The organism is Pseudoalteromonas sp. TB41 (genome assembly GCF_000497975.1).
Taxonomy (GTDB): Bacteria; Pseudomonadota; Gammaproteobacteria; order Enterobacterales; family Alteromonadaceae; genus Pseudoalteromonas; species Pseudoalteromonas tetraodonis.
In genome coordinates this window covers 59,151-84,379 of record NZ_AUTH01000003.1, presented here as the reverse complement: position 1 = coordinate 84,379, position 25,229 = coordinate 59,151, and the positions used below count along the sequence as shown (strand labels likewise).

General features: G+C 40.7%; 24 protein-coding genes. 7 read left to right on the top strand and 17 right to left on the bottom strand.

Annotated elements, in window-relative coordinates:
* Positions 1–54 precede the first annotated feature (54 nt).
* The gene (locus tag L641_RS0100485) at positions 55–300 is read left to right on the top strand and encodes a DUF1289 domain-containing protein (protein WP_013465866.1); all 246 of its coding nucleotides are present in this window, start codon (positions 55–57) and stop codon (positions 298–300) included.
* On the opposite strand, the gene L641_RS0100480 is transcribed toward L641_RS0100485, so the two are convergent.
* Positions 297–941 (bottom strand): transporter substrate-binding domain-containing protein, encoded by a 645-nt coding sequence (locus L641_RS0100480; protein WP_049775596.1) that lies wholly within the window; start codon positions 939–941, stop codon positions 297–299. The two genes, L641_RS0100485 and L641_RS0100480, sit on opposite strands and share 4 nt — an antisense overlap.
* A 425-nt stretch (positions 942–1,366) precedes the next feature.
* Between L641_RS0100480 and L641_RS0100475 the strand changes: the two genes are divergently transcribed.
* From L641_RS0100475 to L641_RS0100465, 3 genes are read left to right on the top strand one after another with little or no spacing between them, the layout of a single operon-like run.
* Positions 1,367–1,570, top strand: a complete 204-nt coding sequence (locus tag L641_RS0100475; protein WP_013465864.1) for a DUF3283 family protein — start codon at positions 1,367–1,369, stop codon at positions 1,568–1,570.
* Between the two features lie 12 nt (positions 1,571–1,582).
* On the top strand, positions 1,583–1,984 hold the full coding sequence (locus L641_RS0100470; protein WP_024600832.1) for a GNAT family N-acetyltransferase: 402 nt from the start codon (positions 1,583–1,585) through the stop codon (positions 1,982–1,984).
* A gap of 25 nt (positions 1,985–2,009) precedes the next feature.
* A complete protein-coding gene (locus L641_RS0100465; RefSeq protein WP_024600831.1) occupies positions 2,010–6,515 on the top strand; it encodes an EAL domain-containing protein in 4,506 nt (1,501 codons plus the stop codon).
* A 24-nt stretch (positions 6,516–6,539) separates the two neighbouring features.
* On the opposite strand, the gene L641_RS0100460 is transcribed toward L641_RS0100465, so the two are convergent.
* Both L641_RS0100460 and L641_RS0100455 read right to left on the bottom strand, forming a co-directional pair.
* Positions 6,540–7,484: an ion transporter gene (locus L641_RS0100460; RefSeq protein ID WP_024600830.1), complete on the bottom strand. Its 945-nt coding sequence runs from the start codon at positions 7,482–7,484 to the stop codon at positions 6,540–6,542.
* Positions 7,485–7,492: 8 nt separating this feature from the next.
* Positions 7,493–10,159, bottom strand: coding sequence for a bifunctional acetate--CoA ligase family protein/GNAT family N-acetyltransferase (locus tag L641_RS0100455; RefSeq protein ID WP_024600829.1), 2,667 nt, complete (start codon positions 10,157–10,159; stop codon positions 7,493–7,495).
* A gap of 380 nt (positions 10,160–10,539) precedes the next feature.
* Here L641_RS0100455 and L641_RS0100450 point away from each other — a divergent pair, with 380 nt between their 5' ends.
* On the top strand, positions 10,540–11,256 hold the full coding sequence (locus L641_RS0100450) for an SIMPL domain-containing protein (RefSeq protein ID WP_024600828.1): 717 nt from the start codon (positions 10,540–10,542) through the stop codon (positions 11,254–11,256).
* On the opposite strand, the gene L641_RS0100445 is transcribed toward L641_RS0100450, so the two are convergent.
* The 8 genes from L641_RS0100445 to L641_RS0100410 all read right to left on the bottom strand — a co-directional run bounded on the left by L641_RS0100445 (position 11,248) and on the right by L641_RS0100410 (position 18,231).
* Positions 11,248–11,907: a hypothetical protein gene (locus L641_RS0100445; RefSeq protein ID WP_013465858.1), complete on the bottom strand. Its 660-nt coding sequence runs from the start codon at positions 11,905–11,907 to the stop codon at positions 11,248–11,250. The genes L641_RS0100450 and L641_RS0100445 overlap by 9 nt on opposite strands.
* Positions 11,908–12,011: 104 nt before the next feature.
* Positions 12,012–13,844, bottom strand: coding sequence for a DUF885 domain-containing protein (locus L641_RS0100440; RefSeq protein ID WP_024600827.1), 1,833 nt, complete (start codon positions 13,842–13,844; stop codon positions 12,012–12,014).
* A 37-nt stretch (positions 13,845–13,881) separates the two neighbouring features.
* A complete protein-coding gene (gene hemW, locus L641_RS0100435; protein ID WP_024600826.1) occupies positions 13,882–15,018 on the bottom strand; it encodes a radical SAM family heme chaperone HemW in 1,137 nt (378 codons plus the stop codon).
* Positions 15,015–15,614 carry an XTP/dITP diphosphatase gene (locus L641_RS0100430; protein ID WP_024600825.1) on the bottom strand — a complete coding sequence of 200 codons (600 nt, stop codon included), beginning with the start codon at positions 15,612–15,614 and terminating at the stop codon, positions 15,015–15,017. The genes hemW and L641_RS0100430 overlap by 4 nt, the downstream gene beginning before the upstream one ends.
* Before the next feature lie 2 nt (positions 15,615–15,616).
* Positions 15,617–16,060: a DUF4426 domain-containing protein gene (locus L641_RS0100425; protein ID WP_024600824.1), complete on the bottom strand. Its 444-nt coding sequence runs from the start codon at positions 16,058–16,060 to the stop codon at positions 15,617–15,619.
* A 58-nt stretch (positions 16,061–16,118) separates the two neighbouring features.
* A complete protein-coding gene (locus L641_RS0100420) occupies positions 16,119–16,652 on the bottom strand; it encodes a YggT family protein (RefSeq protein ID WP_024600823.1) in 534 nt (177 codons plus the stop codon).
* A 26-nt stretch (positions 16,653–16,678) separates the two neighbouring features.
* Positions 16,679–17,500 carry a pyrroline-5-carboxylate reductase gene (gene proC, locus L641_RS0100415; protein ID WP_024600822.1) on the bottom strand — a complete coding sequence of 274 codons (822 nt, stop codon included), beginning with the start codon at positions 17,498–17,500 and terminating at the stop codon, positions 16,679–16,681.
* A 17-nt stretch (positions 17,501–17,517) separates the two neighbouring features.
* Positions 17,518–18,231: a YggS family pyridoxal phosphate-dependent enzyme gene (locus L641_RS0100410; RefSeq protein WP_024600821.1), complete on the bottom strand. Its 714-nt coding sequence runs from the start codon at positions 18,229–18,231 to the stop codon at positions 17,518–17,520.
* 2 nt (positions 18,232–18,233) lie between these two features.
* Here L641_RS0100410 and L641_RS0100405 point away from each other — a divergent pair, with 2 nt between their 5' ends.
* Together L641_RS0100405 and L641_RS0100400 are read left to right on the top strand one after the other, a co-directional pair.
* The gene (locus tag L641_RS0100405) at positions 18,234–19,274 is read left to right on the top strand and encodes a type IV pilus twitching motility protein PilT (protein WP_013465851.1); all 1,041 of its coding nucleotides are present in this window, start codon (positions 18,234–18,236) and stop codon (positions 19,272–19,274) included.
* 9 nt (positions 19,275–19,283) lie between these two features.
* Positions 19,284–20,420 carry a PilT/PilU family type 4a pilus ATPase gene (locus L641_RS0100400; protein WP_024600820.1) on the top strand — a complete coding sequence of 379 codons (1,137 nt, stop codon included), beginning with the start codon at positions 19,284–19,286 and terminating at the stop codon, positions 20,418–20,420.
* 51 nt (positions 20,421–20,471) lie between these two features.
* On the opposite strand, the gene ruvX is transcribed toward L641_RS0100400, so the two are convergent.
* The 6 genes from ruvX to L641_RS0100370 form a co-directional block, all read right to left on the bottom strand.
* Positions 20,472–20,921: a Holliday junction resolvase RuvX gene (ruvX, locus tag L641_RS0100395; RefSeq protein ID WP_013465849.1), complete on the bottom strand. Its 450-nt coding sequence runs from the start codon at positions 20,919–20,921 to the stop codon at positions 20,472–20,474.
* Between the two features lie 283 nt (positions 20,922–21,204).
* Entirely contained in the window at positions 21,205–21,762 is a 558-nt protein-coding gene (locus tag L641_RS0100390) for a YqgE/AlgH family protein (protein ID WP_024600819.1), read from the bottom strand.
* A 135-nt stretch (positions 21,763–21,897) separates the two neighbouring features.
* A complete protein-coding gene (gshB, locus tag L641_RS0100385; protein WP_024600818.1) occupies positions 21,898–22,848 on the bottom strand; it encodes a glutathione synthase in 951 nt (316 codons plus the stop codon).
* A gap of 66 nt (positions 22,849–22,914) precedes the next feature.
* Positions 22,915–23,649, bottom strand: a complete 735-nt coding sequence (gene rsmE, locus L641_RS0100380; RefSeq protein WP_024600817.1) for a 16S rRNA (uracil(1498)-N(3))-methyltransferase — start codon at positions 23,647–23,649, stop codon at positions 22,915–22,917.
* 70 nt (positions 23,650–23,719) lie between these two features.
* Entirely contained in the window at positions 23,720–24,193 is a 474-nt protein-coding gene (locus tag L641_RS0100375) for a hypothetical protein (RefSeq protein ID WP_024600816.1), read from the bottom strand.
* A 77-nt stretch (positions 24,194–24,270) separates the two neighbouring features.
* Positions 24,271–25,164, bottom strand: coding sequence for a hypothetical protein (locus L641_RS0100370; protein WP_024600815.1), 894 nt, complete (start codon positions 25,162–25,164; stop codon positions 24,271–24,273).
* Positions 25,165–25,229: the final 65 nt, after the last annotated feature.

Here is a 25,229-nt window from a genome sequence, read left to right as displayed (position 1 = left end):
TTTGCACAAAAATAGCGCTATACTCAGGCTATGCTTTTAATACCGGAGGGTAAAATGCAACAAATTGAAATATTTGATATTCCTAGCCCTTGTAAAGGTATTTGCTTAGTTAATAATCGCGGTTATTGCAAAGGCTGCTATCGCAGTCGCGATGAACGTTTTTCTTGGAATTCGTTAACGAATTCCCAAAAGAAAAAAGTATTGAGTTTATGCCAGCAGCGCTATAAACGTTACTTACAGCAAAAAAATAAAGTGGCACAATCATCACCGCAAGCAGATCAACAAGGTTTTGATTTTTAAAAGTGTAGGTTGTATTTTGACCTGAGTTTTGCAACTGTGCCGTTATTGTGTAACTTATCCAGTGTTGCTTCTAGCTGGGGAACAATATCCGCATGACTGTTATGTAAATAATGATAAAGCGGGTAGGTTGCAACTACTTGTTTTTCATAGCAGCCTAAAGAGGGGGGAATGGTTTTATTTGCCATCGCAAAATCAATAAGTAACGCTCCTTGTACTTTTTGCTGGATCAGTAAGTTAAGCTGCGTATTATTATTTTTAACTTCAATTACCTTACCTTGAAAATCAATACTGTCTAAATATCGCTGTTGCACAGGGTAACTGGAAATAATGGCAACGCTATCTATGGTTTTAGTGGAGCTGGGCTCACAGCGTTTATAAAGTTCAAGGTTAAATTTAAAGAGTGGATAGTTAACTCGAATTAAATTTTTATAGGCACTTTCAATACTGATATCGCGAGCAAGCTGCCCATCTAACATGCCATTATCTGCTGCAAATAATGCATTTTGACGATTAAAATCGACAATATTTAGTTTAAAGCCCATATCTGCATAGGCCAATTGTAATAGCTCAATGGTATAGTTTGCTTGTTGAGTGTTTTGCGGGCGATTAAATGTGTAGCTATAACTGTGCGCAAAAGACATATTACTAAAAACTAAGCACAGTAATACCAGCAATCCGTTAAAGCGTTTAAGCACGTCAGTATTTCCAATTAATTGCGGCAAGATAATAAGCAGCCATAGTAACAAATTGTCTGTCTTTTGCACAGTTTGCATTAGTAATCTTGCAAAAGTTACCACCAACAATTATTGATTACGTTGAATTATTTACAGTCGCTTATTTTTATTAGTTATAGAGTTAGTTTTTTATAAGTTTAAACGTATAATCTACGTTTTATTGAGCGAGGGGCTGTTGACCTTTGCGGATGAAAATTTGTTCAAGCTAGGGGCGCTCGGCGCGACTTGTTTAACCTAGTGGGCTAGTAAAAGCCTCCGTGTGCTGCTCACGGCCCTTACCTGTATTCATGCAGGCAACAATAAGTTTATAGCCCCTAATAATTGGAGTGAATATGAGTTTTAATCTGTGTAACTTGCCGCGAGAGCAAAAGTATCAAATTCAGTTAGATTACGAGGCCTCATTTTGGGCTTATCAAATTAAGCGCGGTAAAAAAACGCGTGAGCAAGTGTACGACACTCTGCATAGTCGTCCTGTTGCAGAGCAAGGTGTTTTAAAACAAAAATTTGAGCAGTATTTGGCAATTATGCTTAGCTAGGGTTTGCCTACTATGCTTGTAATTAAACAATTAGAATCAATTAAAACGCCCTTAGTTAATAAGTTTTATACGTTACATAACGTCCGCGGCCGTGCTAACAAACAGGATCAAGTCTGGGTCGCTTACGATAATAATACGATTATTGCCGCCTGCCGGTTACAGAATAAGCCCACTTTTTTATTTTTATCAACGGTATTCGTGGCTCCTTCTTATCGTTCAAAGGGGGTGGCAACCCAGTTATTAGTTGCCCTTTTAAATGCGCAAACAGAACCTGTTTACACCTTTGCTTATCAACGCCTTACTGATTTTTATCAAGCACTTGGTTTTAACCAAGTGTTAACATATACTCCTGCATTATTAACGCTATTTGATGCTTATAAGCACCGAAATATTACCGCATTGAAATATCAATAAAACATAAATTAGTAATAGGACAAGCATGGGTATGAGTATTAATGGGTTTATCACAGCCATATTTGTGCTGTTTATGCTCATAAGCGTTGAAGTAACAGCGCAAGTAAAACGATTATCCCCAAGCGAAGGCTTATCTCAAAGTTACGTTAATACCATGCTTATCGATAACAATGGGTATTTATGGCTCTCTACTGAAGGAGGGCTTAACCGTTACGATGGCTATCAAGTTATTCCAATCAATGGCCCTAATGGTGAGTTAGAAGAGGCGATCATCGATCGCATATATCAAGACCAACAAGGGCATATCTGGATTGCCTCCTTATTAGCAGGCTTGTTCAGATACGATCCGAAAACGGATACCTATCAACAATACATAGAAAAACCTGTCACAGAAGAGCAAATACTACAGCAGTCCGTTTTTACTATGTTAGCCACCGATGATAAAACCTTATGGATTGGCCAAGGCCGAGAGTTTGCAAAACTCGATATAGACAACGGCTCAATTACCTCCTTATTTACACTTCCTGAGCAATTTGAAAATGCGTTTGTACGTACTTTGTTTCATTATAATGGTTATATTTTTATAGGTAGCACAGACGGCGCGTATGTTTTTAACATCGCAACACAGCAGGTAAGGCCACTCGAGCACTTGAGCGAAACGGATGTACATATTTATCAAAATAATGTGAAATCATTTGCGCTAGGTAATAACAATCAGTTGCTTGTAGGTGCGGTTAAGGGCTTATACGCTGTTGATATTAGTAATTTAGAGGCAATGTTTAACAACCGCGAACAATCATTTACAAGCCAAAAATTACTGGCCGATCTGAATGTTTGGGATATCGATAATCAGCAAGGAGTACTCGATTTAGCAACAGATAAAGGCCTGCTTTGTTTTAATTTAACCACTAAAAAAGTGGTTAAAAATAAACGTATCCAACAGAGTAAGTACACCCTCGCCGATAACAGTATTATTGATATGGTGAAAGATAAATCGGGCGGAATGTGGCTAGCCACTAAAACCGATGGTGCGTTTTATTTATCGGGCGACAATTACAAGTTTTATAATGTAGAGGGGAATGCACTGGTTGGGGATGGTTTATCACATCATTCGGTATGGTCAATTAAGGAGTTCCAAGAAAAGCTATGGTTAGGCACACACAATGGTTTAACTGCGGTTGATTTAAAAAGCAATCGCTCAAAGGTGTATTTAAAAGATTATAAAGTCGATTTACTGACCACAGAGTTTACTATTTTCAAAATTATGCCTTACAAAGATAAACTCTGGTTGCACTCAAACCGAGGATTATTCATTTTTGACCCGCAAACTCAGCAACTTACCCAACCAAAAACCAACAGTCCTACCAATCAGATTTTTTTAAATGATTGGATGCATGGCCTGACATTGCTACCAAACGGGGATTTGTATTTTGTACACCCAGATCATGGCATGTTTAAATATAATATTGATAGCCGACAATTAGTTCACTTAAAAGGCGAATTAGCACAATTTGACCCTTTTTTAGCGCATGGCTTTTTACCCCCATTACCGCACCAACCCGAGAAGCCATTATTTTTTAGTGGTGGCGTTTTATATCAATTTAACCCCAATGATTTAAGTTTAAACACCATTTATAAAGTGCCTAAACACCATGAAAATGTAGCCGTTAGTATTCTTTCCTACGTGGTAGATGGGCAAGGCATACTTTGGCTATCGTTATCTAATTTTGGGCTGATTGGTATAGATGCAACAACCTATGAGTTAGTGCACACAATTGATTTAGATAAAAATAAACTAGGCACCTTGTTGTACGATATGGTTCTTGATGAAGAGGGAATGATTTGGATGAGTAGCCATAAAGGAATATGGCGACTAAATCCTGAAACAATTCATTTTCAGCAATTTACAACATCAGATGGGGTGCTCTCTGCTGAGTTTAATAATGGCGCTATGGCTAAGTTAGCGGATGGTCGAATTGCCTTCGGTAGCCTCAAGGGTTTTACCTACTTTGATCCTAAAGACAATAAAAATAGCCAAGGTTTATTAGATCAGGTCAATATCACGCGCATCAACTTAATGTCTCGGGACTTGTCTATAAATTTACAGCAGCCATTAAAAAATATCACTTTAAACCATGATGATATCGGGCTTGAGATTGCATTTTCAGCGATGTCATTCAGCTTCCAAGAGCGCATTATTTATGAATATCAGCTCGATAAAGGTAAAAAAAGTTATACCCGAAATAATCGTGTGGTGTTTCCTAAATTAAACCCCGGCAGTTACCAGTTAAAAGTCTGGGCAAAAGACCCACTGACCGGCGACTATACTGCGCCAGCCACGTTAAATATTAAAGTGAGATATCCGCTATGGCGTGCTCCATACTTTTTAGCGCTTTATACCATTTTATTGATCACCATAGTGACTGCATGGGTAATGAGGCGCAACAAAATACAGCGTATCTTATTGGCAGCACACAAAAAAAGCCAAGACAGTGAGGCGCGTTTAAAGCTTGCACTAGAGGGAAGTGAGTCCGGGGTATGGGATTGGCAGGCGAGCCAGTTAAATATTTATCAGCCTAGATTAGTCAACGAATTAGGCTACGAGGATGACTCTGTGAGTTTAGATGACTACCTAGAAAAAATTCACCCTCAAGAGCGTGCTATTTTTAGGTTGGAGTGGTTAGAATTTTTATCAACAGATAAAGGGTATTTTAATTGTACCTACCGATTACGCCACGCCAAAGGTCATTGGCGCTGGTACAAAGATTTTGGCAAGGTGGTTGAATGGGACAAAAAAACGCCGCAAAAAGTAGCCGGTACGTATACCAATATGACACGCGAAAGGGTGTTTGAAGAGCATGCACGGTTATTTACCGCCGCGTTTGAACAAACCCGAGATTGGGTGTTTATCTTAGATAAAAACTTTAATATACGTGCCTCAAATAAATCACTGCAAAGCGCTTTTGGCTTATCAGCAGAGCCTCGTTCAACCCGTGCGCTTAATTTGGGAATGTCCCGCAGTAGCTATTTTGATTATTTAAGAATTATGCAAAAGCTTGAAGTGGGCGAACATTTTACATGTGAAGACACTGTCGTTCTGGCAAACAAAGAGCAACGCCATGTACTGGTTAAAATAAGCGCCGTAGCTGATGAAAGCCAAAGGCTGAGTAGTTACGTGATTATTTTAACGGATATTCATGCACAAAAGTCAGCTGAGAGCGAACTGCATATACTGGCTAATTACGATTCACTTACAGGGCTGCCAAATAGAACCTTGTTTAACGACAGAGCTATACATGCCATCGATCAGGCACGCCGCCATCAGTGTAAAGTGGCTTTGTTACACGTTAATATAAAACGGTTTAAGTATTTTAATGATTCATTTGGCACAGAAAACGCCGATGAGATAATAAAGCTGGTGGCAAACCGCTTGAAAACAGCATTACGTCCTTGTGATAGCGTCGCGCGTTTAGGCGGTGATGAATTTGTAATTCTAGTTGAAGATATTCAGCAAATAGAAGAAGTATTACTTATATGCACCAAACTAATGGATTGCGTGAGTAAAGACATCGTTATGAACCAGCAAAGCGTCAATGTGCACCTAAGTATTGGTGTGGCTATTTTCCCTGATGATGCCGCGCATTATAAAGCACTATTGAAAGCATCAAATGTGGCGCTTTATTATGCTAAAGATGGCTTGGAAGGGTGTTATAAGTTTTACAAACAAGAAATGAATCAACGTGTTGAAAGAGCGATGCATTTAGAATCACAGTTGATCAAAGCTTATCATGAACATGAATTTTGTAATTATTATCAACCCATTATTAATGCGTCTACGCAAAAAACAGTGGGCTTTGAGGTGTTACTACGCTGGCCTGATAATCAGTTAGCGAGTACGCAAGAGTTTGCAAACGTAGCTGAAAATATAGGTTTAATCACTAAAATAATGCTACAAACATTTAAGCGTGCTTTGGTGCAGTTAGCTCGTTGGCGTAAAGTGTGTCCTGATCTATACCTATCAATTAACCTCTCAGCACTGGATTTTGAATTTATCGGACTCGTCCCTGAAATTCGCCAAGCACTAAACAATGCAGCACTGCCGCCCGAGGCTATTGTATTTGAAATAACAGAGTCTATTTTAATGCGCGACTCAGAACATGCGCTTAAAAATATGGACTTATTAAAACAACTAGGCTGTAAGTTGTACATGGATGATTTTGGAACCGGGTATGCCTCGTTAACTTATTTGAAGCGCTTTCCGATTGATGTATTAAAAATAGATCGCAGCTTTGTGCAAGATATTGGTATTGATTCTGATAACGAAGCGATTATTCAATCTACACTAACTTTAGCAAGCAGTTTAGGTAAAGAGTGCATTGCTGAAGGGGTTGAAAGCGCACATCAGTTGGCTTTTTTAAAAGCGCAAGGTTGTAGCTACTTTCAAGGTTACTTGTTTAGTAAAGCGGTGCCTAAAGAGCAGGTGCTTGAGCTTATTGAGCACGATTGGCACCCTGTATTCTCACAAGCTTAAGGCGCCGCTTAATACATTATTTTATTAAGGACGCTTACCACAGTGACGGCAAAATAAGTGTGAGCTGCGTTTATTTAGCTCTGCTTTTATTGCTTTATTGGCCTCTAGTTTACTTAGCCCTAGTTTGTAGCGTAACTCCTCAAGGTGATGCATCTGCTCATCAGTGAGCTTACCATCGGTTATTTTCTCGTGGGTGGCATCTTCAAATAGCTGGCGACGTTTGCGTATTTGCTCTGAGAAACTCGACGCTAATAAACCGGTTGGTATGGCAACCATCCCCATACTCACCAAAGTGATTACGCCACCAAATAGTTTACCAATAGGCGTTATAGGCACAACATCGCCATAACCAACCGTAGTTAGGGTTGCCATTGCCCACCACATGGCTGCAGGAATAGAGCCGAACTTGTCTGGTTGAATGTCGTGCTCTAATAAATAAATACCGCAAGAGGCTAAAATAAGTACCACAGACATAATAAAAAATGCCGCCAGTAATGAACTCGACTCATCAATAAACGCCTGCAATAACAATTGCATTGCTCGAGAATAACGGGTGAGCTTAAATACCCGCAACAACCGCAGTACCCGTAAAAAACGTAAATCGATAGCAAAGAAAAACATTAATAAACTAGGCAAAATGGCAATTAAATCGATAATTGCCAGTGGTGATAAAATATATCGAATCCGTTTTTGTGTATTTGAGCAATTCATGGAGGCGTACTTTACGCGATCGACACAAGTCCAAGCACGTATTAGGTATTCAGCACTAAATATAGCCACTGATACCAGCTCCAAGATTAAAAACTCGCTATAGTACTCGGTTGCGATGCTGTGCACCGACTCAAGCACAATCGCCACCACATTAATCATAATTATGCTGATCAGTATGACATCTAAAATGTGTCCCGCTCGCTGATACTTACCTGACGCTTCAAATACTTGGTTTATGGTTTGTCTTAGTTTACGCATAGTACCTATTACAATGTGAGCAGCATATTGATACTGCCTTCTTCAAAATCACGACTTATTTTAAACCCGAGTTTACGAGCCAACTCAATCATGCCGGTATTTTCTGGCAGGGTGATACCTTCAACCGTTTTCACGCCTTGGCGTCTGCAGTGAGAAATAGCCGCGTTCATTAAAATACGCCCTAACCCAAGTCCTTGGCAATCAGAACGTACCACAATGGCAAACTCTGCTTGTAAGTTATCGGGATCCATAATCACTCGCGAAACCCCTAATGTGTGCTGTTGCTCGTCTTGTGTTTGGGTAACAATAAATGCCATCTCGCGGTCGTAATCAATTTGCGTCATTTTAGCGAGTTGATCATGGTTAAATTGTGGCAATTCACCAAAAAAGCGCTTGTATCTATCTTCTTTGCTTAAGGAGCGGTCAAACTCTTGATGTGCCTGCTCATCTTCTGGTTTGATTGGTCTGAGCGTTGCTAAGGTCTTATTTTTTAGGGTCACCGTTTCAACCAACTCAATAGGATAAGGGCGGATTGATAAACGTTTTCGGTGCGCCTGAACCTGATACTGATTTAGGTTCATGGTGGCATCAAGGACTAAAAACTGCCCATTACTGGCTAAAATAGGATTTAGCTCTAATGAGGTGATATCGGGTTGATCGACAACGAGTTGAGAAATTCGGGTCAGTAGCGCACATAAACGATATTTATCTACTTTTTCTGGCAGAATGCGATCTTTAAGGACTCCTTTATCATGGGCGGCGGCAATTAAATATTTAGCTAGATTCATATTCAGTGGTGGCAAGGCCACCGCCGCTTGAGCGTACTCAAGCCCTGTGCCAGCTTCACCTAATAAAATAACTGGCCCAAAATTAGGCTCTGTTTTAATGGCTATGCGCAGCTCATTGGCACCTGCTCTAGGCGCCATTTTTTGTAACGAAAAGCCATCAATAATAGCATCAGGGTAGGTGTTTTTTATTCTTAACAGCATGGCAAATGCCGTTTGCTCGACCTCTTGTGCATCATTGAGGTTGAGTACTACGCCACCGACTTCAGACTTAGAGGGAATGCTGGGGCTCATCAACTTTAATGCGACCGGAAAACCTAGCTCTATTGCTTGCTCTTTTGCCTCAGTAGGGGTGTAGGCTACTTCAGTTTGGATACAGTCTATACCGTAGCTACTTAAAATTTGACTCGCTTGATGGGTTGATAAGTAATGTTGCTCATCATTTAAAAACTCTTTAATAGCTGCTTTCGCTGCTACTTTATTAATAGTTGCATCATCGGTGTTTGATTCTGGCGTTTGGGTTAAATGTTTTTGGTTACGACGATAGCTTACTAAGTGCATAAAGGCACCAACTGCGCCTTCTGGGGTACGATAGGTCGGAATGGCGTTATTTGCGCAGATGCGTCTGGCTGCGAAGGCGGCATCTTCTCCCATGAAATTAGTGATCACATACGGGCGTGCCATTTTTGGTAATTTGTTCAGTGCCTCAACAATAACCTGAGCGTAATTTTCACTCGGGGCCAATGCCGATGGAGTATGAATGATCAGTAAGTTTTTAACTTCTTTAGCATTAAGCAGTATTTCTAATGCGTGTTTGTAACGCACTGGCGCAGAATCGCCAAATATATCGACAGGGTTTGATGTTGTGTCTGAATGTGGGATCACTTTATTGAGTGCTTCGCGCGTTTCATCACTAAGCTGAGCAAGTTTACCTGAGCTTTGAATAAGTTCATCAACGGCCATCACTCCAGGGCCGCCGCCATTAGTTAATATAGTTAGCTGCTCTACTTGCAGTAATTTGGGGTGCATTGCTAAGGTTTGAGTGGCGGCAAAGAGTTCACGCAAATCATTTACTCTCAACATCCCTGCACGTTGAAACATGGCATCATATACTGCATCTGAGCTTTGTTTTCCGCCGGTGTGTATTTCAGCGGCAAGAGCGCCTGCACTGGTTCTGCCTGTTTTAATAGCGATCACGGGCTTAGAAAATGCCGCCGCACGCGCGGCAGAAATAAAGCTGCGAATATCATTAATGTTATCTATGTAAAGTAGGATAGCTTTGGTTTTAGCGTCGCGGCCTAAAAAGTCGAGTATTTCGTCAAACTCAATATCTAAACAATCTCCCATAGATACAAAGTATGAAAAGCCAATTTCTTTATTTTTAGCCCAATCAAGAATCGTTGAACAAACAGCCGCTGATTGCGACACAAAAGCCAGTTTACCTGGCGTGGCAACAGTGTGCGAAAAACTCGCGTTTAAACCTATATGCGGAATAAGTAACCCTAAGCAATTTGAGCCAAGCAGCGTCACTTTATGCTTTGCAGCGTTATCTTTAAGTTCTTGTTTTTGGGTACCTGTTAGGCCATCAGCAATAATAATAGCGCTTTGGCACCCCAGCGTACCTAGCTGCTCAATAATTTTCATTAAGGTGTTTTTATTGGTACAGATAACGGCTAAATCAGGTACTTTGGGAAGGGCTTCAATACTTGAGTAAGCCAATACGCCATGCACTGCAGTATGATTGGGTGTAACAGGCATGATGGGCCCTTTAAACCCGCCTTGTAATAAATTACGCATTACCACATTACCAGCCCGAGTAGGGGTGTTTGATGCCCCAATAACAGCGACTGAGCTTGGATTAAAAAACTGGCTAATACGTTTTAGACTCATTGCGTTTCCTTGGCTGATTAAGTTTTGCTATCTATACCTTCTCAATGTAACCTGTTTATAGTGTTTTTTCGAGCGTGAACGTGCTTATTATTGATATTAGGGTCTGTTGACCTTTCAAGGTTAAATTTGCAGCTGTCTGTTTGGTATTTAGGCAAGGCAGAGCCTATGTGGTGTGGTTATTCCCCATAAATAGGCGATAAAGCAGCATCAATGCCAAACAGGCGCTGCCCGAAGGGTTCTGCCTAGGGGCGATTTACTCTTTGTTGCTCGGTTTTTACTTAGCCCACTAGGTTACAAACCTCGCGCCGCGATTAAACCGCCCCTAGTTTGAACAAATTTTAATCCGCAAAGGTCAACAGACCCTAATCAAGGAGAGTGAAGTGAATAAAATATCGAATGTAACCGTTTTTATGGCAGCAGCGTGTTTAAGCATTGGCCTAATTGCATTGGGTTTTATTATAAAAGGGGCTGCGCTTGATATTAAAGGGATGGAGCGCACGGTGCAGGTAAAAGGGTTAGCTGAACGTGAAGTTGTGGCAGATACCGTTATTTGGCCTTTGCAGTTTAACGATGCCGACAACAATCTTGAAAAGCTTGTTGAGCGAGTTGAGCAAAAAAATGATGCGGTGATTGCTTTTTTAAAGTTACACGGCTTTGATGATCAAGAAATATCGACAGGTACTCAATCTATTATTGATAAGCAAGCCCGTGAATACGCGAATGATAACCAAAAGTTTAGGTATGTTATTAGCTCAAATATTATTGTTTACTCCAATGCTCCTGATAAAGTTAAAAACGCACTGAGCAAAGTGAGTCAGTTAGCTAAACAAAATATAGCTATTGTGCAAGACAACTATCAAACCCGTATTGAGTATATTTTTACTGGGCTTAACGATATAAAACCAGCCATGGTGCAAGAAGCCACAGAAAAAGCCCGTGAAGTGGCAGATAAGTTTGCTAAAGATTCAAATTCACGCTTAGGTAAAATTAAAACCGCTCGCCAAGGGCAGTTTAGCATTAGCGATCGGGATTCAAACACGCCGCAAATTAAAAACGTACGTGTTGTTACCAGCGTAGAATATTACTTATCAGATTAGAGCCGCCACTTGTTCAGTAGAGCGCTGTAAATAAGCGGCGCTCAGTAGCAAGGTTATCTCGCTTGGGGGGTTATTTTTTAATGCCTCAAGTATTTGTAATTTTGCTGCAGGATTTTGTTTTTGCTCTATTTCCATTAATGCGAGCAAGGCCGAAAATTCATGTTTTACCGGAATGTTTGGCTTATGTGCATAGGCGATGTAACTGGCAACCGGAGTGAGCCCTTGCTTATTTGTATGTGCTAATGCATGTAGTAACTCTTCGTTAGATTCAAATAACATTAACGAGCGAACATAGTTAAAAGGCAGTTGTGTGGGCATTGCTTGCTTAAATACATTATGCAGGGCGTTATTGCCAGAGTCGTCTGTACTAATAAATCCCTTATTTAATTTAAGTGCAGGCGTAAAAAAACTCAGCGCGTCTAAACTGGTTAGTTTTTCAATAAACGGCGCTGGTGGCGTATTGGTGGTTAAAATACGCACGGCGATGTTTTGCATAAAATCGTATTTAATACTCATGCGTAGCGCACTTTCAAACAGGTAATTAAGCTGTATTACTTGCTGTGCCTCAGTGAGCTTTTTAAAATCGTTATCTAGCTCATCAAACTGCTGTTGTTTAATACGCGCATTGAGTAGCTGTATGCTTAGATCCATTCTGTTCTCCTTGAATTCCAACTTTATCCTAGCTTAATTTTTTGCTTTATAAAACAAAAGGCCGCAATTGCGACCTTTTATACCTTTAAGTAAATACTTAAAAATTAAGCTTGTTTGCTGGCAATCCACTCATTAACGAAGTTTTCTAGTACGTTTAATGGTACAGGGCCATTTTTAAGCACTACATCGTGGAACTGGCGGATATCAAACTTATCGCCAAGTTGCATTTTAGCATCTTCACGTAGTTCTAAAATTTTCAGCATACCTACTTTGTAAGCCGTTGCTTGAGATGGCATTACAATATGACGCTCAACCATTTTCACACCGTCAGAAGTGGCGTTAGGGGTGTTGTTAACGTAGTAATCAATACCTTCTTGACGAGTCCACTTCATTGCGTGAATACCGGTATCAACCACTAAACGACATGCACGCCATAATTCCATGGCTAAGCGACCAAAATCTGAATACGGGTCTTCGTAAAGGCCCATTTCTTTTGGTAGTAATTCTGAGTATAACCCCCAGCCTTCAATGTAGGCTGTGTAACCACCAAATTTACGGAACTTAGGTACACCTTCAAGTTCTTGTGAAATGGCAATTTGCATATGGTGACCTGGAATCCCCTCATGATAAGCCAAGGCTTCCATTTGGTAAGTAGGCATTGCTTCCATGTCGTATAGGTTGGCGTAGTAAATACCTGGGCGAGAACCATCTGGCGCAGGTTGTTGATAAAACGCTTTACCTGCCGCTTTTTCACGGAATGCTTCAACACGTTTTACAATCATGTCGGCTTTTGGTTTTACAATAAACAGCTCATCTAAGCGTGTTTTCATGTTATCAATTAAGCCTTTAGCTTCACTTAGGTACTGTGCTTTACCTGCTTCAGTGTTAGCTAAATAAAATTGCTTGTCGGTTTTCATAAACTGCATAAAGGCGTTTAAGTCGCCCTCAAAACCGACTTTATCTTTAATGGCACGCATTTCATCATGAATACGTGATACTTCAGCAAGGCCAATGGCATGAATCTCTTTTGCTGTAAGGTCTGTCGTGGTGGTGCGTTTCAGTGCGTTATTGTAAAACGCTTCGCCATTAGGGAATTTCCAAGCACCGTCACGGTCATCAGCACGTTTTTCTAACTGTGCAATGTAGTTAATTAACTTAGAGTAAGCAGGTTTAACCGCTGTTTTTAATGCTTCAGTCGCTTTACTAATAAGTGCATCTTTTTCAGCTTGGTCTATTTCTAAGGCATTAACTTTGCGTTTAAAGTCAGCTAAAAGCGTAGAATCTTCACCTTGTTCAAACGGCGCACCTTTAATGATGTTTTTGCTTGAATCAATGACGTGTGGGAATACAAATTTAGGCGCGATGATGTTTTTATCGGCGCGAATTTCTAAGCCAGTAATAAGCTGATCAAATACACCCGGTACCCCATTTAAACGAGCAATGTAATCGTTGGCTTCTTTTACGTTGCTAATTTGATGCTGGTTGATTAAAAAAGCCGGCACCATAGAGTGCGTACCAAACATTTGGTTTACAGGGTAGTTGTGGTAACGCCATTTGAAATCAGCAATGCTGGCTTCTAAATCTTGTTTTTTTAAATCATAACTTACTTGGGTTGCTGTATCTAATTGCGCACGATTAATGCTGTTGAGTGTGACCAAATCGGCTTTAGCTTGTGCCAAGTCTTTAAGGGCTTTTTCTTCGCTGTTGTCATCCCATTTATCGTAATCTTTTTTGATGCCCATGTAGGTTTGATAAACCGGGCTGCTCATGACATCACGATTAAAAGTGTCTTCAAAAAAAGCATTCGCTTTGTCAATTTCACTTTGAACAGGTTGAGCTTGAACCGCAGGTGCAGGCGTTGATTGTTGTGTTGCTTGTTGGCAACCTGCAAGCAGTGCCACACTAATGGTGGCAGCAATTAGAGTAAGTTTACGCATTCGTTTCCCTTTTGTTGTTAGAAACCTATTATTGTCACTAAACAAATAACGCAAGTAGATCATTTAAAAAACGTTGCCCTTGGAGTGTAACGTGCCAGTGGCTGTCTGTTTTTGTTAGTAAACCGGCATTAATGGCTTTATCTAGTGCATGCTGTTGGCTTTGCAGTGGTTGCTGCGTCAGCGCATTAAAATCATTTATAGGGCATGGCTCTATTAAACGAAAGCGATTCATAAAAAATTCAAACGCTAAGTCGTCTTGCTCTACTTGCCAGCTTTTGTACAAGTAGGGTTTAATAATATCCATATAGCCCCGAGGGTGTTTTACCTTTTCAGTGCGTGTTATCACCCCCGTTTTCGCATCAGTAACCTTACCATGAGCGCCGCAGCCAATGCCAAGATAATCGCCAAACCGCCAATAATTCAAGTTATGTTGGCATTGATAGCCAGGTTTTGCATACCCTGATATTTCATATTGCTGATAGCCAGCTTGTGCTAATAATGCTTGGCCTTGCTCTTGAATATCCCATAAGGTTTCATCTTGTGGCAAAGTCGGCGGTTTTGAAGCAAATTGCGTATTTGGCTCAATGGTGAGCTGATACCAAGAAATATGCGGTGGATTGAGCGCAATAATTTGTTTTAAATCACTCAGTGCATCATCAAGAGACTGCCCTGGTAAGCCATGCATTAAGTCAAGGTTAAAGCTATTTAACCCTGCTTCACTGGCTTGCTGTGCAGCATAACTGGCTTCATCGGCACCATGAATTCGACCTAGGGCTTTTAACTTATCGTTCTGCATGCTTTGCACGCCGATAGAGATACGGTTAATGCCTGCTTTTACATAATCTTTAAAACGGCCCGTTTCGACTGTGCCGGGATTTGCTTCAAGGGTTATTTCACAGTTATCGCTTAAGCCAATTAGGCTATCTACTTCCTTGAGTAAACGGGTGTATGCCGCGCCGGTTAATAGACTTGGTGTGCCGCCACCTATAAAAATACTGTGAATTTTACGCTCTTGTACTAAGTGTAAATCAGCTTTTAAATCGTCGATTAAATGCTGTACATACTCAGCTTCAGGGATGTCACCTTTTTGCCCGTGGCTATTAAAATCGCAGTACGGGCATTTTTGCACGCACCATGGCACATGCACATATAAACTAAGTGGAGGAAGGTTCACAGGCCGCCTTTGTGTTGTAGCTCTTGCAGTAACATTTTAAGTGCTTGCCCACGATGACTCAGTGCATTTTTTTGCGCTTTTGTCAGCTCTGCACTGGTGCAATTTTCTGATGGCACAAAAAAGATAGGATCGTAGCCAAAGCCACCTTCACCGTGTTGGCTAAGGGTAATTTCGCCCTCCCAGCTAGCACTGCAAATAAGTGGGGTAGGGTCGTCGGCGTGACGCATCAGTACCAATACACACCAAAAACGAGCACGGCGGTTAGGGTTATCGCCTAAATCAGCCAGTAATTTATCGATATTATCTTGATCACTTGCGCCTTTACCTGCAAAGCGGGCAGAGTAAACGCCGGGTGCGCCATTTAAGCTATCAACTTCTAATCCCGAATCATCAGCAATAGCCGGTAATCCAGTTATTTTAGCTGCATGACGCGCCTTAATTATCGCGTTTTCTACAAACGTGGTGCCTGTTTCGGCCACTTCGCTCACGTTAAAGTCGCTTTGTGGTACTACATTAATATTAAGCGAGCTGAGCATGTTAGCCAGCTCATTTACTTTGCCGGGATTGCCGGTTGCAAGTACTAAGGTGTTGGTCATATTTAATCTACGTAAAATTTTTGCTGAAACTTTAATGTTTGGAACTGGTTACCTTGTTGGATTTCAATTTCAAAACGTAAAATTTCTTCGTTGGTGTAATCTACTTGTGCTAGGTAATAAACAGAATCGCCTTCAACCACTTCTTTAAAGTTGAGGCTTTGTTTATTGCCTAATAAATTTCTAGCGGTGCCTTGTAATGTCGCTTTTTGCGCTGTTTTATCAGTATCATTTTTTAAGATGGAAATATTAACAATACCTTTGAAGCCACTGCGTTCCAGGCCATACGTTTTGGCTATTTGTGGCTGAATAAACGTTGATGGAAAGGCTATGTAATGAACTTGCCAAGGGCCTAGTTCTTTATACTGGGCGCCTTGTTCTTGTGCGCTGTGTGCATTAAATGCTAAGGCGAGACAAGCAATAAAACAAAACTTTATTAAACGTTGCATGGTTAACTCCTGAGTATGTAAAAAAGAGGCACTAGGCCTCTTTTATATTACGTTATGCTTAAGCTAAAAGGTCCATCAGCAGCATTTGTAAAAACTGAATGCCGATGATTAGTACCAGTACCGATAAATCTAACCCCCCTAATGGCGGTAAAATTTTACGGATGGGCTTTAACATTGGCTCAGTAAGCTGATGGAATACCGCTTCAATTGGGTTATAGCCTTGGCTTACCCAGCTTAAAATAGCGCGGATGATTAATACCCAAAAGACTAAATTTAAACCTTCTTTTAAAACAGTTATTAGCGCTTGTATAAGCACAGGTTGAATAGCCCAAGAGCTATAAATCAGCCACATTAGGGTACTTATTTTTGCCGCAGCCACTATAAATGCCAGCAACAAAGAGGCTAAATCAAGCCCGCCTAGCCCTGGAATGACTTTTCGCAGCGGGTTAACTGCAAACGAAGTGGCTTTAACCACAAATTGGCTCATAGGGTTGTAAAAGTCGGCTTTTGCCCACTGTAGCCAAAAACGCAGTAGTACCACCATTAAAAATAGATCAAACAAGGTGCTAATTAAAAATTGCATGGCATTCATAGTATAACCTTCAATAAAAAATGGTTTTAAAGTTCTTGTTCCATTTGCACTGCACGCGCAATACACGCATCCATTGCATCGCCTACGGTTTTAGTTAAACCTTGTGCTTTTAAATGCTCAACGGCTGCATGCGTGGTACCGCCTTTTGATGTCACATTTGAACGTAATTGTGAAATGCTAATATCAGTTTGGCTAAGTGCCATTTCAGCTGCGCCAAGGGCGGTTTGCTGCACTAAGCGGCGTGCGTCTTCATCACTAAACCCAAGCGCTTTGGCTTTTTCTTCAATGGCTTCCATAAATAAGAAAAAGTAAGCCGGTGAAGAGCCGGTAACAGCAATCACGTCGTTTATTTGCGACTCTTTTTCAACCCATACAACAATGCCTGTACATTCAAATACTTGCTGTACAAACTCATGCTCGCTTTGGGTTTCGCCTGCACCATATAAGCCAGATACACCACGGCCAAGTAATGATGGCGTATTTGGCATACAACGTACCATTTTTACATCTTGACCAAGCATTTCTCGTAAGCGCTTAACGGTTAAGCCTGCCGCGACTGAGATAAATAATTTATCGCTAAAGTCGACACCTGAATCTTGAAATGATTGGCATAAATCGCCCATCATTTGTGGTTTAACAGACAAAACAATGACATCGGCATCGCGCATAGCTTCGTTATTGTCACTGGTGGTTTGCACCTTAAAGTCGGCAGCTACCTTAGCTAGTTTTTCTTGGTTGCGGTTAGTCGCAATAATATTATTTGCGTTAAAGCCGTTTTTTACCATGCCACCAATGATGGCGTAGCTCATATTACCTGTGCCTATAAATGCGATTTTTTTATCTGACATATGTCTGTTATCACCTTTTAAGTTCGTGTTCCAAAAATATCTGTGCCGATCCTCACCATGGTTGAACCTGCCGCTATGGCAGCCTCTACATCGTTACTCATCCCCATCGACAACGTATCTATATGAGGATATTGGGTCTGTAGTTTATCAAAGCAAGTTTGTAATTGCTCAAAATATTGAATTTGCGTGTTTGCATCGTCGCTTTTAGCGGGAATAGCCATCAGTCCGCGCAACTGTAAATGGGCACATTGATCTATATATTGCGCCAGCTCAGTGATTTCATTGGGGTGACAACCAGACTTTGCTTCTTCTTCGCTAATATTCACTTGAATAAGTACATTCAGTGGCGGCATTGTCTCAGGACGTTGACTGTTTAATCGCTTGGCTATTTTAAGTCTGTCTACACTTTGCACCCAAGCAAAATTGGCAGCGACTAAAGCACTTTTATTTGACTGAATAGGGCCAATGAAATGCCAAACAATATCGCTAAATGTGTCTAGTTGCGCTATTTTATCTACAGCCTCTTGAACATAAGATTCACCAAATTGACGTTGCCCTTGCTCATAAGCTGCCATAATATCAGTAGCGGGTTTGGTTTTAGATACTGCAAGTAACGTAATATCGTTACTATTACGTTGTGCTTTGTGCGCTGCCTCTGCAATTCTAGCGTAGGCGGATGTGAGTCGTTCTGCTATTGTAACCATATATTTATCAGTTAGTTGTGGAGTCATAAATGGATATCACCGAATTATTGGCATTTAGTGTGCAACATAAAGCATCAGATTTGCACTTATCATCAGGGGTATCACCTATGATACGTGTTGATGGCGATGTGCGACGTATTAATATACCAGCACTTGGAGATAAAGAAGTCAGCAGTCTGGTTTATGACATTATGAACGATAACCAGCGTAAGGACTATGAACAAAATCTCGAAGTGGATTTTTCTTTTGAAGTCCCTAATTTAGCACGTTTTCGTGTAAATGCCTTTAACTCTAATCGTGGCCCTGCTGCTGTGTTTCGTACTATCCCGAGTGACGTACTCACTCTTGAAGATTTAGGCGCACCTGAAATATTTAAACAAATTTCAGATAACCCACGAGGCCTAGTGTTAGTCACGGGCCCTACAGGTTCAGGTAAGTCGACCACGCTTGCGGCGATGGTCGATTACATTAACCAAACTAAGCATCATCATGTGCTGACTATTGAAGATCCTATCGAATTTGTTCACGATAATAAACTCAGCTTAATTAATCAGCGGGAAGTTCATCGTGATACACATAGCTTTTCTAACGCACTACGCAGCGCACTCCGTGAAGACCCTGATGTTATTTTAGTGGGTGAGTTACGAGATTTAGAAACTATTCGCCTTGCTATGACCGCTGCGGAAACCGGTCACTTGGTGTTTGGTACTTTACATACGACCTCTGCACCTAAAACCATTGACCGTATTATTGATGTATTCCCTGGCGAAGAAAAAGATATGATCCGCTCTATGCTCTCTGAGTCATTACGTGCAGTTATTTCGCAAACACTGATAAAAAAAGTAGGGGGAGGGCGAGTGGCTGCACACGAAATTATGTTGGCAACGCCTGCTATTCGTAACTTAATCCGTGAAGATAAAATTGCACAAATGTATTCATCAATTCAAACAGGTGCGTCGCAAGGCATGCAAACCATGGATCAATGTTTAACAAGCTTAGTTAACCGTGGCATTATCACTCACTCAGCGGCGTATACAAAAGCGCAAGATAAGACGCAGTTTAGCGCTTAAGGAATTATTATGACTTTATCTTTAAATCACTTTTTACAAATAATGATCGACAAAAAAGGCTCTGATTTATTTGTATCGAGCCAACTTCCTATTAGCGCTAAAATTAACGGCGAGCTAACTCCTCTTAATGACGATAAATTAACAGATGAGCAAGCGCTAGAGTTAGTTGAATCAGCGATGAGTGAAAAACAAAAAGCAGAGTTTCATAACACTAAAGAATGTAACTTTGCGATTGCAACTAACGAAGGGCGCTTTCGTATTTCGGCTTTTTGGCAACGCGACAGAGCGGGCATGGTTATTCGCCGAATCGTCACTAAAATTCCCGATGTTAAAGAGCTTGGATTACCTTCTGCATTGACCGATGTGATTATGTCAAAGCGCGGACTCGTGTTATTTGTAGGTGGTACGGGAACCGGTAAATCAACGTCTTTGGCGGCACTTATTGGTTATAGAAATCGCAATCAACGTGGGCATATTTTAACCATAGAAGATCCGATTGAATTTGTGCATGAACATCAAAAAAGTATTATTACCCAACGTGAAGTGGGTTTAGATACTGAAAGTTTTGAATCGGCACTTAAAAGCTCTTTGCGCCAAGCGCCTGATGTTATTTTAATTGGTGAAATTCGTTCGCAAGAAACCATGGAATATGCGTTGAGCTTCGCAGAAACAGGTCACTTATGTGTTGCCACCCTGCATGCCAACAATGCTAACCAAGCTATTGACCGCATTATGCACTTAGTACCAAAAGAAAAGCACGATAAGCTTAAATATGACTTAGCATTAAATTTACGCGCTATCATTGCTCAGCAACTTATTCCGACCTCTGATGGGGAAGGGCGTGTTGCTGCCATTGAGGTATTACTTAATACGCCAATGGTCAGTGAGCTAATTAAAAACGGTAATATTGGGGGTATTAAAGAAACCATGGCCAAATCAACAGAGATGGGCATGCAAACCTTTGACCAAGCGCTGTTTGAGCTTTACAGACAGCAACGTATTAATTATGCCGATGCGCTGCATCATGCGGATTCGCCAAATGACTTACGCTTGATGATTAAACTACGTAATAACGAGCAACAAGGCGCAGGCTTCTTACAAGGTGTGACCATTGATGGCCTTGATGACAAAGGCAATATGACCTAGATACAAACAAAAAAAGCGCCTTGGGCGCTTTTTTTATGTGTGTAAAGTTCTTTATTCACCATAACTGGCTTCAAAAAAACTCTCTAGAATGATCACCGCAGACATATTATCTACGTTACCTTTACCTAAATTTTTATAGCCACCACGTTCAAACAACCGTGCCTTTGCATCTGCAGTCGTTAAGCGTTCATCTTGAGTATGAACTGCAATGCCGTAATGGTTGTGCAAACGATTAGCAAATTTTTTAGCTTTAAAGGTAACCTCTTGCGAGGTGCCATCCATGTTTAGCGGTAAACCGACAACCATTAAATCGGGTTGCCATTCTTTTACTTGCACAGCAATGTCGTCCCAATTAGGGATGCCATCTTGGGCTTTCACCGCCTTTAAGCTGGTGGCGCTGCCAGTGAGCTCTTGACCAATAGCAATACCAATACTCTTAGTACCAAAGTCAAATCCCATAACGGTGCGCTCACCCTGCGGCTTTACTGTTTTTTTAGTCATGTGTATCTTTTATGTTATTAGGGTCTGTTAACCTTTCAAGGTTAAATTTGCAGCAGTCTGTTTGGTCTTTAGGCAAGGCAGAGCCTTTGTGGTGTGGTTATTCCCCATAAATAGGCGATAACGCAGCATCAATGCCAAACAGGCGCTGCCCTAAGGGTTCTGCCTAGGGGCGATTTACTCTTTGTTGCTCGGTTTTTACTTAGCCCACTAGGTTACAAACTTCGCGCCGCGATTAAACCGCCCCTAGTTTGAACAAATTTTAATCCGCAAAGATCAACAGACCCTAAGCATGTCCAGCTTCGGGGCTTAATTGGCTAACATCAAAACCAAGCATAGAAACGGCCATTTCCCAGCGCTTTTCTACTGGAGTATCAAAAATTATTTTAGGATCGGCTTTAATGATCAGCCAGCTATTATCAAGTAGCTCTTGTTCTAACTGGCCTTGCTCCCAACCTGAGTAACCTAAAGTAATAATAAATTGCTCGGGTGCTTGGGCTGTGGTTAACGTGGCTAACACATCTTTTGAGGTGGTGATCATAATATCACTGCTCAACTTTTGGCTTGCCGAGTACCCAGGTTTAGGTGAATGTAGCACAAAGCCACGGTCTGTTTTTACCGGCCCGCCAGCAAACACAGTCACTTGCGCGGCATGTTGAGATTTATCGTTATCAATATCAATTTTGTCGAGTAACTCACCTACGGTGACATCAATCGGCTGATTGATCACCAATCCCATAGCGCCTTCTTCGTTGTGTTCACAAATATAAGTGACGGCACGTTTAAAAAAAGGGTCTTGCATTGATGGCATTGCGATTAAAAAGTGATTTTCTAATGACTGCATAAGTTTTACCCTTTTAGTTATTGAATTTTGAGTATGGCATAGTCCCATGTTTTAACATTAAAAATTTATTCGATTTTTCAGCGATGACACAATAAGCGTCATCGCTTTATATCTTAGAACTGGTTCAGTGATAATTTATTTATTAAGCTTTTTCTCTATGGCATCAAATAAAATGCCGGTAATTGAAATATCGTAAGCGGCTTCAATTTCTTTTACGCAGGTTGGCGCTGTTACGTTAATCTCAGTTAACTTATCACCAATGATATCTAAGCCAACAAATATTAAGCCTTTTTCTTTCAATGTAGGGGCGACCGCCTTTGCAATCTTAAGATCTGATTCGCTAATTGGGCGTGCTTCACCACGTCCGCCTGCGGCTAAATTACCACGTGTTTCGCCATTTTGTGGAATACGCGCTAAGCAATAAGGAATAACTTCACCATCAACAACCAATACGCGCTTATCGCCTTGAGTGATCTCTGGGATATAATTTTGCGCCATCGCAAAGCGGCTACCATGCTCGGTTAAGGTTTCGCATATTACGCCTATATTTGCATCATCGGCTTTTACTCTAAAAATAGAGGCGCCACCCATGCCATCAAGCGGTTTTAAAATAATATCTTTATGCTGGGCTAAAAACTCACGAATTTGTTTTTGGCTGCGTGTTACTAATGTATCTGGCGTGTGTTCACTAAACCAAGCTGTAAAGAGTTTTTCATTGGCGTCGCGCAAGCTTTGTGGTTTATTAATCACTAATGTGCCTGCTTGTTCTGCACGCTCTAAAATATACGTTGCGTAAATATATTCAGTATCAAAAGGCGGATCTTTACGCATTAAAATAACGTCTAAATCAGCCAGCGCTATGGTTTCTTTTTCTTCAAGTTGGTACCACTTTTGTTCGTTATCAAAAACTTGAGCTTTTGCTGCAGTGGCGTAGGCATTGCCTTGACGCAGCGATAAATCATCCATTTCCATGTAGTAAATTTCGTAGCCACGGGTTTGCGCTTGCATCATCATTGCAAAACCGGTGTCTTTTTTAATATTAAATCCACTAATAGGATCTGAAATAATACCTAACTTAATTGCCATGCGCTGTGCCTTAATTTATGTGTTTTTTACAACTGTAATCTTGATATGTGGGTGCTTTTAGTTATTTCAATTAGCTAAATCGCCAAATTGTAATTGCAGTGCACTTAAAACAGTTAAAGCTGCTGTTTCTGTACGAAGTACTCGCGGGCCTAAGCGAATATCTACAAATTCTTGTTGTTTAGTTTGCGCCATTTCATCATCGGTAAATCCCCCTTCAGGGCCGACTAAAAAGCGCACGCCACCATCAGGAACGGTAATGGTTTTAATACTGTGTTCGGCGCGCGGGTGTAACGTTAATTTAATTGCATCGGTTTGCTGTTCAAGCCAGTGCTTTAAATCTACGGGAGGATTAATGGTTGGTACAAAGTTGCGTCCGGATTGCTCTGCAGCAGCAATGGCTATTTTTTGCCATTGTTGGTGTTTTTTTTCTAGGCGGTCACCGCTGAGTTTTACGCCGCAGCGCTGACTAAAAATAGGCGTTATTTCAGTGATCCCTAATTCAACCGACTTTTGAATGGTAAAATCCATTTTATCGCCACGGGATACACACTGGCCTAAATGAATCTTTAATGGCGATTCAACGTCATGATGATTAAATTCAAGGGGCATAACAACAACGGTTTTTTTGCTCACTTCAATAATTTCACTGAGAAATTCACCCCCTTCACCATTAAAAATAGAAACCTGTTCGCCCACTTTCATACGTAGCACACGACCTACATGGCCTGCAGCGTCATCGTCAAGATTTAAAGGGGTGTTGAGAGCAATCGCTGATGATTGATAAATATGGGGCACTCGCATGGCAAATCACTTTTTTACATAGAAGTTATATCCCTCTATGGTAAGTAAGCAAAGGCTTGGGTGCAATTATTTATTTTTCATATTCGGGGGTTAAAAGCTCTGTTAACTCTTGTGCAGTTTGGGCTATGTCGGTATCACACGATAAATGGTTTGAATGGCATTCATCTTTTATGGGCTTAATTTCATACCCTTGATCTGTCTGAATAACCATATAGCGTTTTTCATGCAGTGAATTATAAATAAAGCGCTGTGTATCATCGGCGAGTAAATAGTCTGTTTGGTTAAACAGCACACCCTGAATATCGTGGTGCTCATGCAGATAGCTGGCCAGCTCAGAAATGCTTATTTCGTTTTCAATATCGCAATAGCAATAATCTTTAACGAGTTCATCAAACATCATTTTAACCAGCTTTTGGGTGTTAGCCCCGGCGATAACGATATCTTTTTTAGCTGGATCATTTGAATTTATATAGTGTTTAATAAATGAACGGCTAAACTCGTTGTCTATATCAATTAAGAGATAACTCGCTGTTTTTATTTCCATATGCCTAAAGTCCCTGTTAATTTACCAGACTATTAAATAGGGACGTTTAGTAACGGCTTAATTTAACCAGTTTGGTACTAAATTGAAAACATACTTATAAGTAAGTAACCAATAGCACAAAATACAGCAAATTCAATACACGCAATGCCAATATTATCTTGATGATCGACTTCAAGTGCGGTGTCGATATTAGGCATTGAGATAATTTTTATAATATACGTTAAACAGTATAGTAACAGCCACATCACACCGCAATGCATTACCAAGGTAAATAAGTTTTCTACCATTTTACCATTTTGAAATGCCGCACTAGATAAACCAGCATACGCCGCAAGTGCTAATCCAATTGACTTACCCGCATAGCGAATACCAATAGAGGTATTTTCTAAGCCAAAATTACTTTGCAATGAGGCGCCTTGATTTGCTTTAGCGAAGCGGTTTTCACGTATTTTACTGTCCAAAGCAAACATTCCCTGCAACACAAAAAAGCTCACTGAGGCAATTAATAAATTACTAAACCCCTGAGTGTGTGTCCATGTATATAAACCCAGCGCTAAAATACAATTGGCAATAAGCATCCCCGAGTCAACCAGTGCTGCGCAGACATTTTGCTTTAGTATTGCGGCTTCTTCATTAAAGCGGCGCAATATCCATTTACGGTGGATTAAATGCCCCATTTTAATAAATGAAAATAGCAGCACAATTAACAAAATCACTTTTAATGGATTTGATTGTGCGGTGCTAATACTTATTTCATCAAATAAAAACGCCATGGTTGCTATAACAACAGATATTTCAGAGGCAAAACTAATCCCCATTGCAAAGTTATCATGCTGCGCCAATTCTTCTTTAAGTGCTTGTTTTGCTTTTATTTGAGTAACAATTCTTAAACTGATGATGATGATACAAATAACCACAAAACTAATAGCAATCGCAACTAAACTAGTGTTAGATAATGACAAATATGACATGGTGTTCCTAAATAGATTTACCTTGATAGGTTTTTAACCATTCTAGTATGGTTATTGGTGAGATA

What these genes read in the sequence shown, in the direction of transcription:
- L641_RS0100485 (WP_013465866.1), top strand. Translation starts at nt 55, where the DNA reads ATGCAACAAATTGAAATATTTGATATTCCTAGCCCTTGTAAAGGTATT.
- L641_RS0100480 (WP_049775596.1), bottom strand. Translation starts at nt 941, where the DNA reads ATGTCTTTTGCGCACAGTTATAGCTACACATTTAATCGCCCGCAAAAC.
- L641_RS0100475 (WP_013465864.1), top strand. Translation starts at nt 1,367, where the DNA reads ATGAGTTTTAATCTGTGTAACTTGCCGCGAGAGCAAAAGTATCAAATT.
- L641_RS0100470 (WP_024600832.1), top strand. Translation starts at nt 1,583, where the DNA reads ATGCTTGTAATTAAACAATTAGAATCAATTAAAACGCCCTTAGTTAAT.
- L641_RS0100465 (WP_024600831.1), top strand. Translation starts at nt 2,010, where the DNA reads ATGGGTATGAGTATTAATGGGTTTATCACAGCCATATTTGTGCTGTTT.
- L641_RS0100460 (WP_024600830.1), bottom strand. Translation starts at nt 7,484, where the DNA reads ATGCGTAAACTAAGACAAACCATAAACCAAGTATTTGAAGCGTCAGGT.
- L641_RS0100455 (WP_024600829.1), bottom strand. Translation starts at nt 10,159, where the DNA reads ATGAGTCTAAAACGTATTAGCCAGTTTTTTAATCCAAGCTCAGTCGCT.
- L641_RS0100445 (WP_013465858.1), bottom strand. Translation starts at nt 11,907, where the DNA reads ATGGATCTAAGCATACAGCTACTCAATGCGCGTATTAAACAACAGCAG.
- L641_RS0100440 (WP_024600827.1), bottom strand. Translation starts at nt 13,844, where the DNA reads ATGCGTAAACTTACTCTAATTGCTGCCACCATTAGTGTGGCACTGCTT.
- L641_RS0100430 (WP_024600825.1), bottom strand. Translation starts at nt 15,614, where the DNA reads ATGACCAACACCTTAGTACTTGCAACCGGCAATCCCGGCAAAGTAAAT.
- L641_RS0100425 (WP_024600824.1), bottom strand. Translation starts at nt 16,060, where the DNA reads ATGCAACGTTTAATAAAGTTTTGTTTTATTGCTTGTCTCGCCTTAGCA.
- L641_RS0100420 (WP_024600823.1), bottom strand. Translation starts at nt 16,652, where the DNA reads ATGAATGCCATGCAATTTTTAATTAGCACCTTGTTTGATCTATTTTTA.
- proC (WP_024600822.1), bottom strand. Translation starts at nt 17,500, where the DNA reads ATGTCAGATAAAAAAATCGCATTTATAGGCACAGGTAATATGAGCTAC.
- L641_RS0100410 (WP_024600821.1), bottom strand. Translation starts at nt 18,231, where the DNA reads ATGACTCCACAACTAACTGATAAATATATGGTTACAATAGCAGAACGA.
- L641_RS0100405 (WP_013465851.1), top strand. Translation starts at nt 18,234, where the DNA reads ATGGATATCACCGAATTATTGGCATTTAGTGTGCAACATAAAGCATCA.
- L641_RS0100400 (WP_024600820.1), top strand. Translation starts at nt 19,284, where the DNA reads ATGACTTTATCTTTAAATCACTTTTTACAAATAATGATCGACAAAAAA.
- ruvX (WP_013465849.1), bottom strand. Translation starts at nt 20,921, where the DNA reads ATGACTAAAAAAACAGTAAAGCCGCAGGGTGAGCGCACCGTTATGGGA.
- L641_RS0100390 (WP_024600819.1), bottom strand. Translation starts at nt 21,762, where the DNA reads ATGCAGTCATTAGAAAATCACTTTTTAATCGCAATGCCATCAATGCAA.
- gshB (WP_024600818.1), bottom strand. Translation starts at nt 22,848, where the DNA reads ATGGCAATTAAGTTAGGTATTATTTCAGATCCTATTAGTGGATTTAAT.
- rsmE (WP_024600817.1), bottom strand. Translation starts at nt 23,649, where the DNA reads ATGCGAGTGCCCCATATTTATCAATCATCAGCGATTGCTCTCAACACC.
- L641_RS0100375 (WP_024600816.1), bottom strand. Translation starts at nt 24,193, where the DNA reads ATGGAAATAAAAACAGCGAGTTATCTCTTAATTGATATAGACAACGAG.
- L641_RS0100370 (WP_024600815.1), bottom strand. Translation starts at nt 25,164, where the DNA reads ATGTCATATTTGTCATTATCTAACACTAGTTTAGTTGCGATTGCTATT.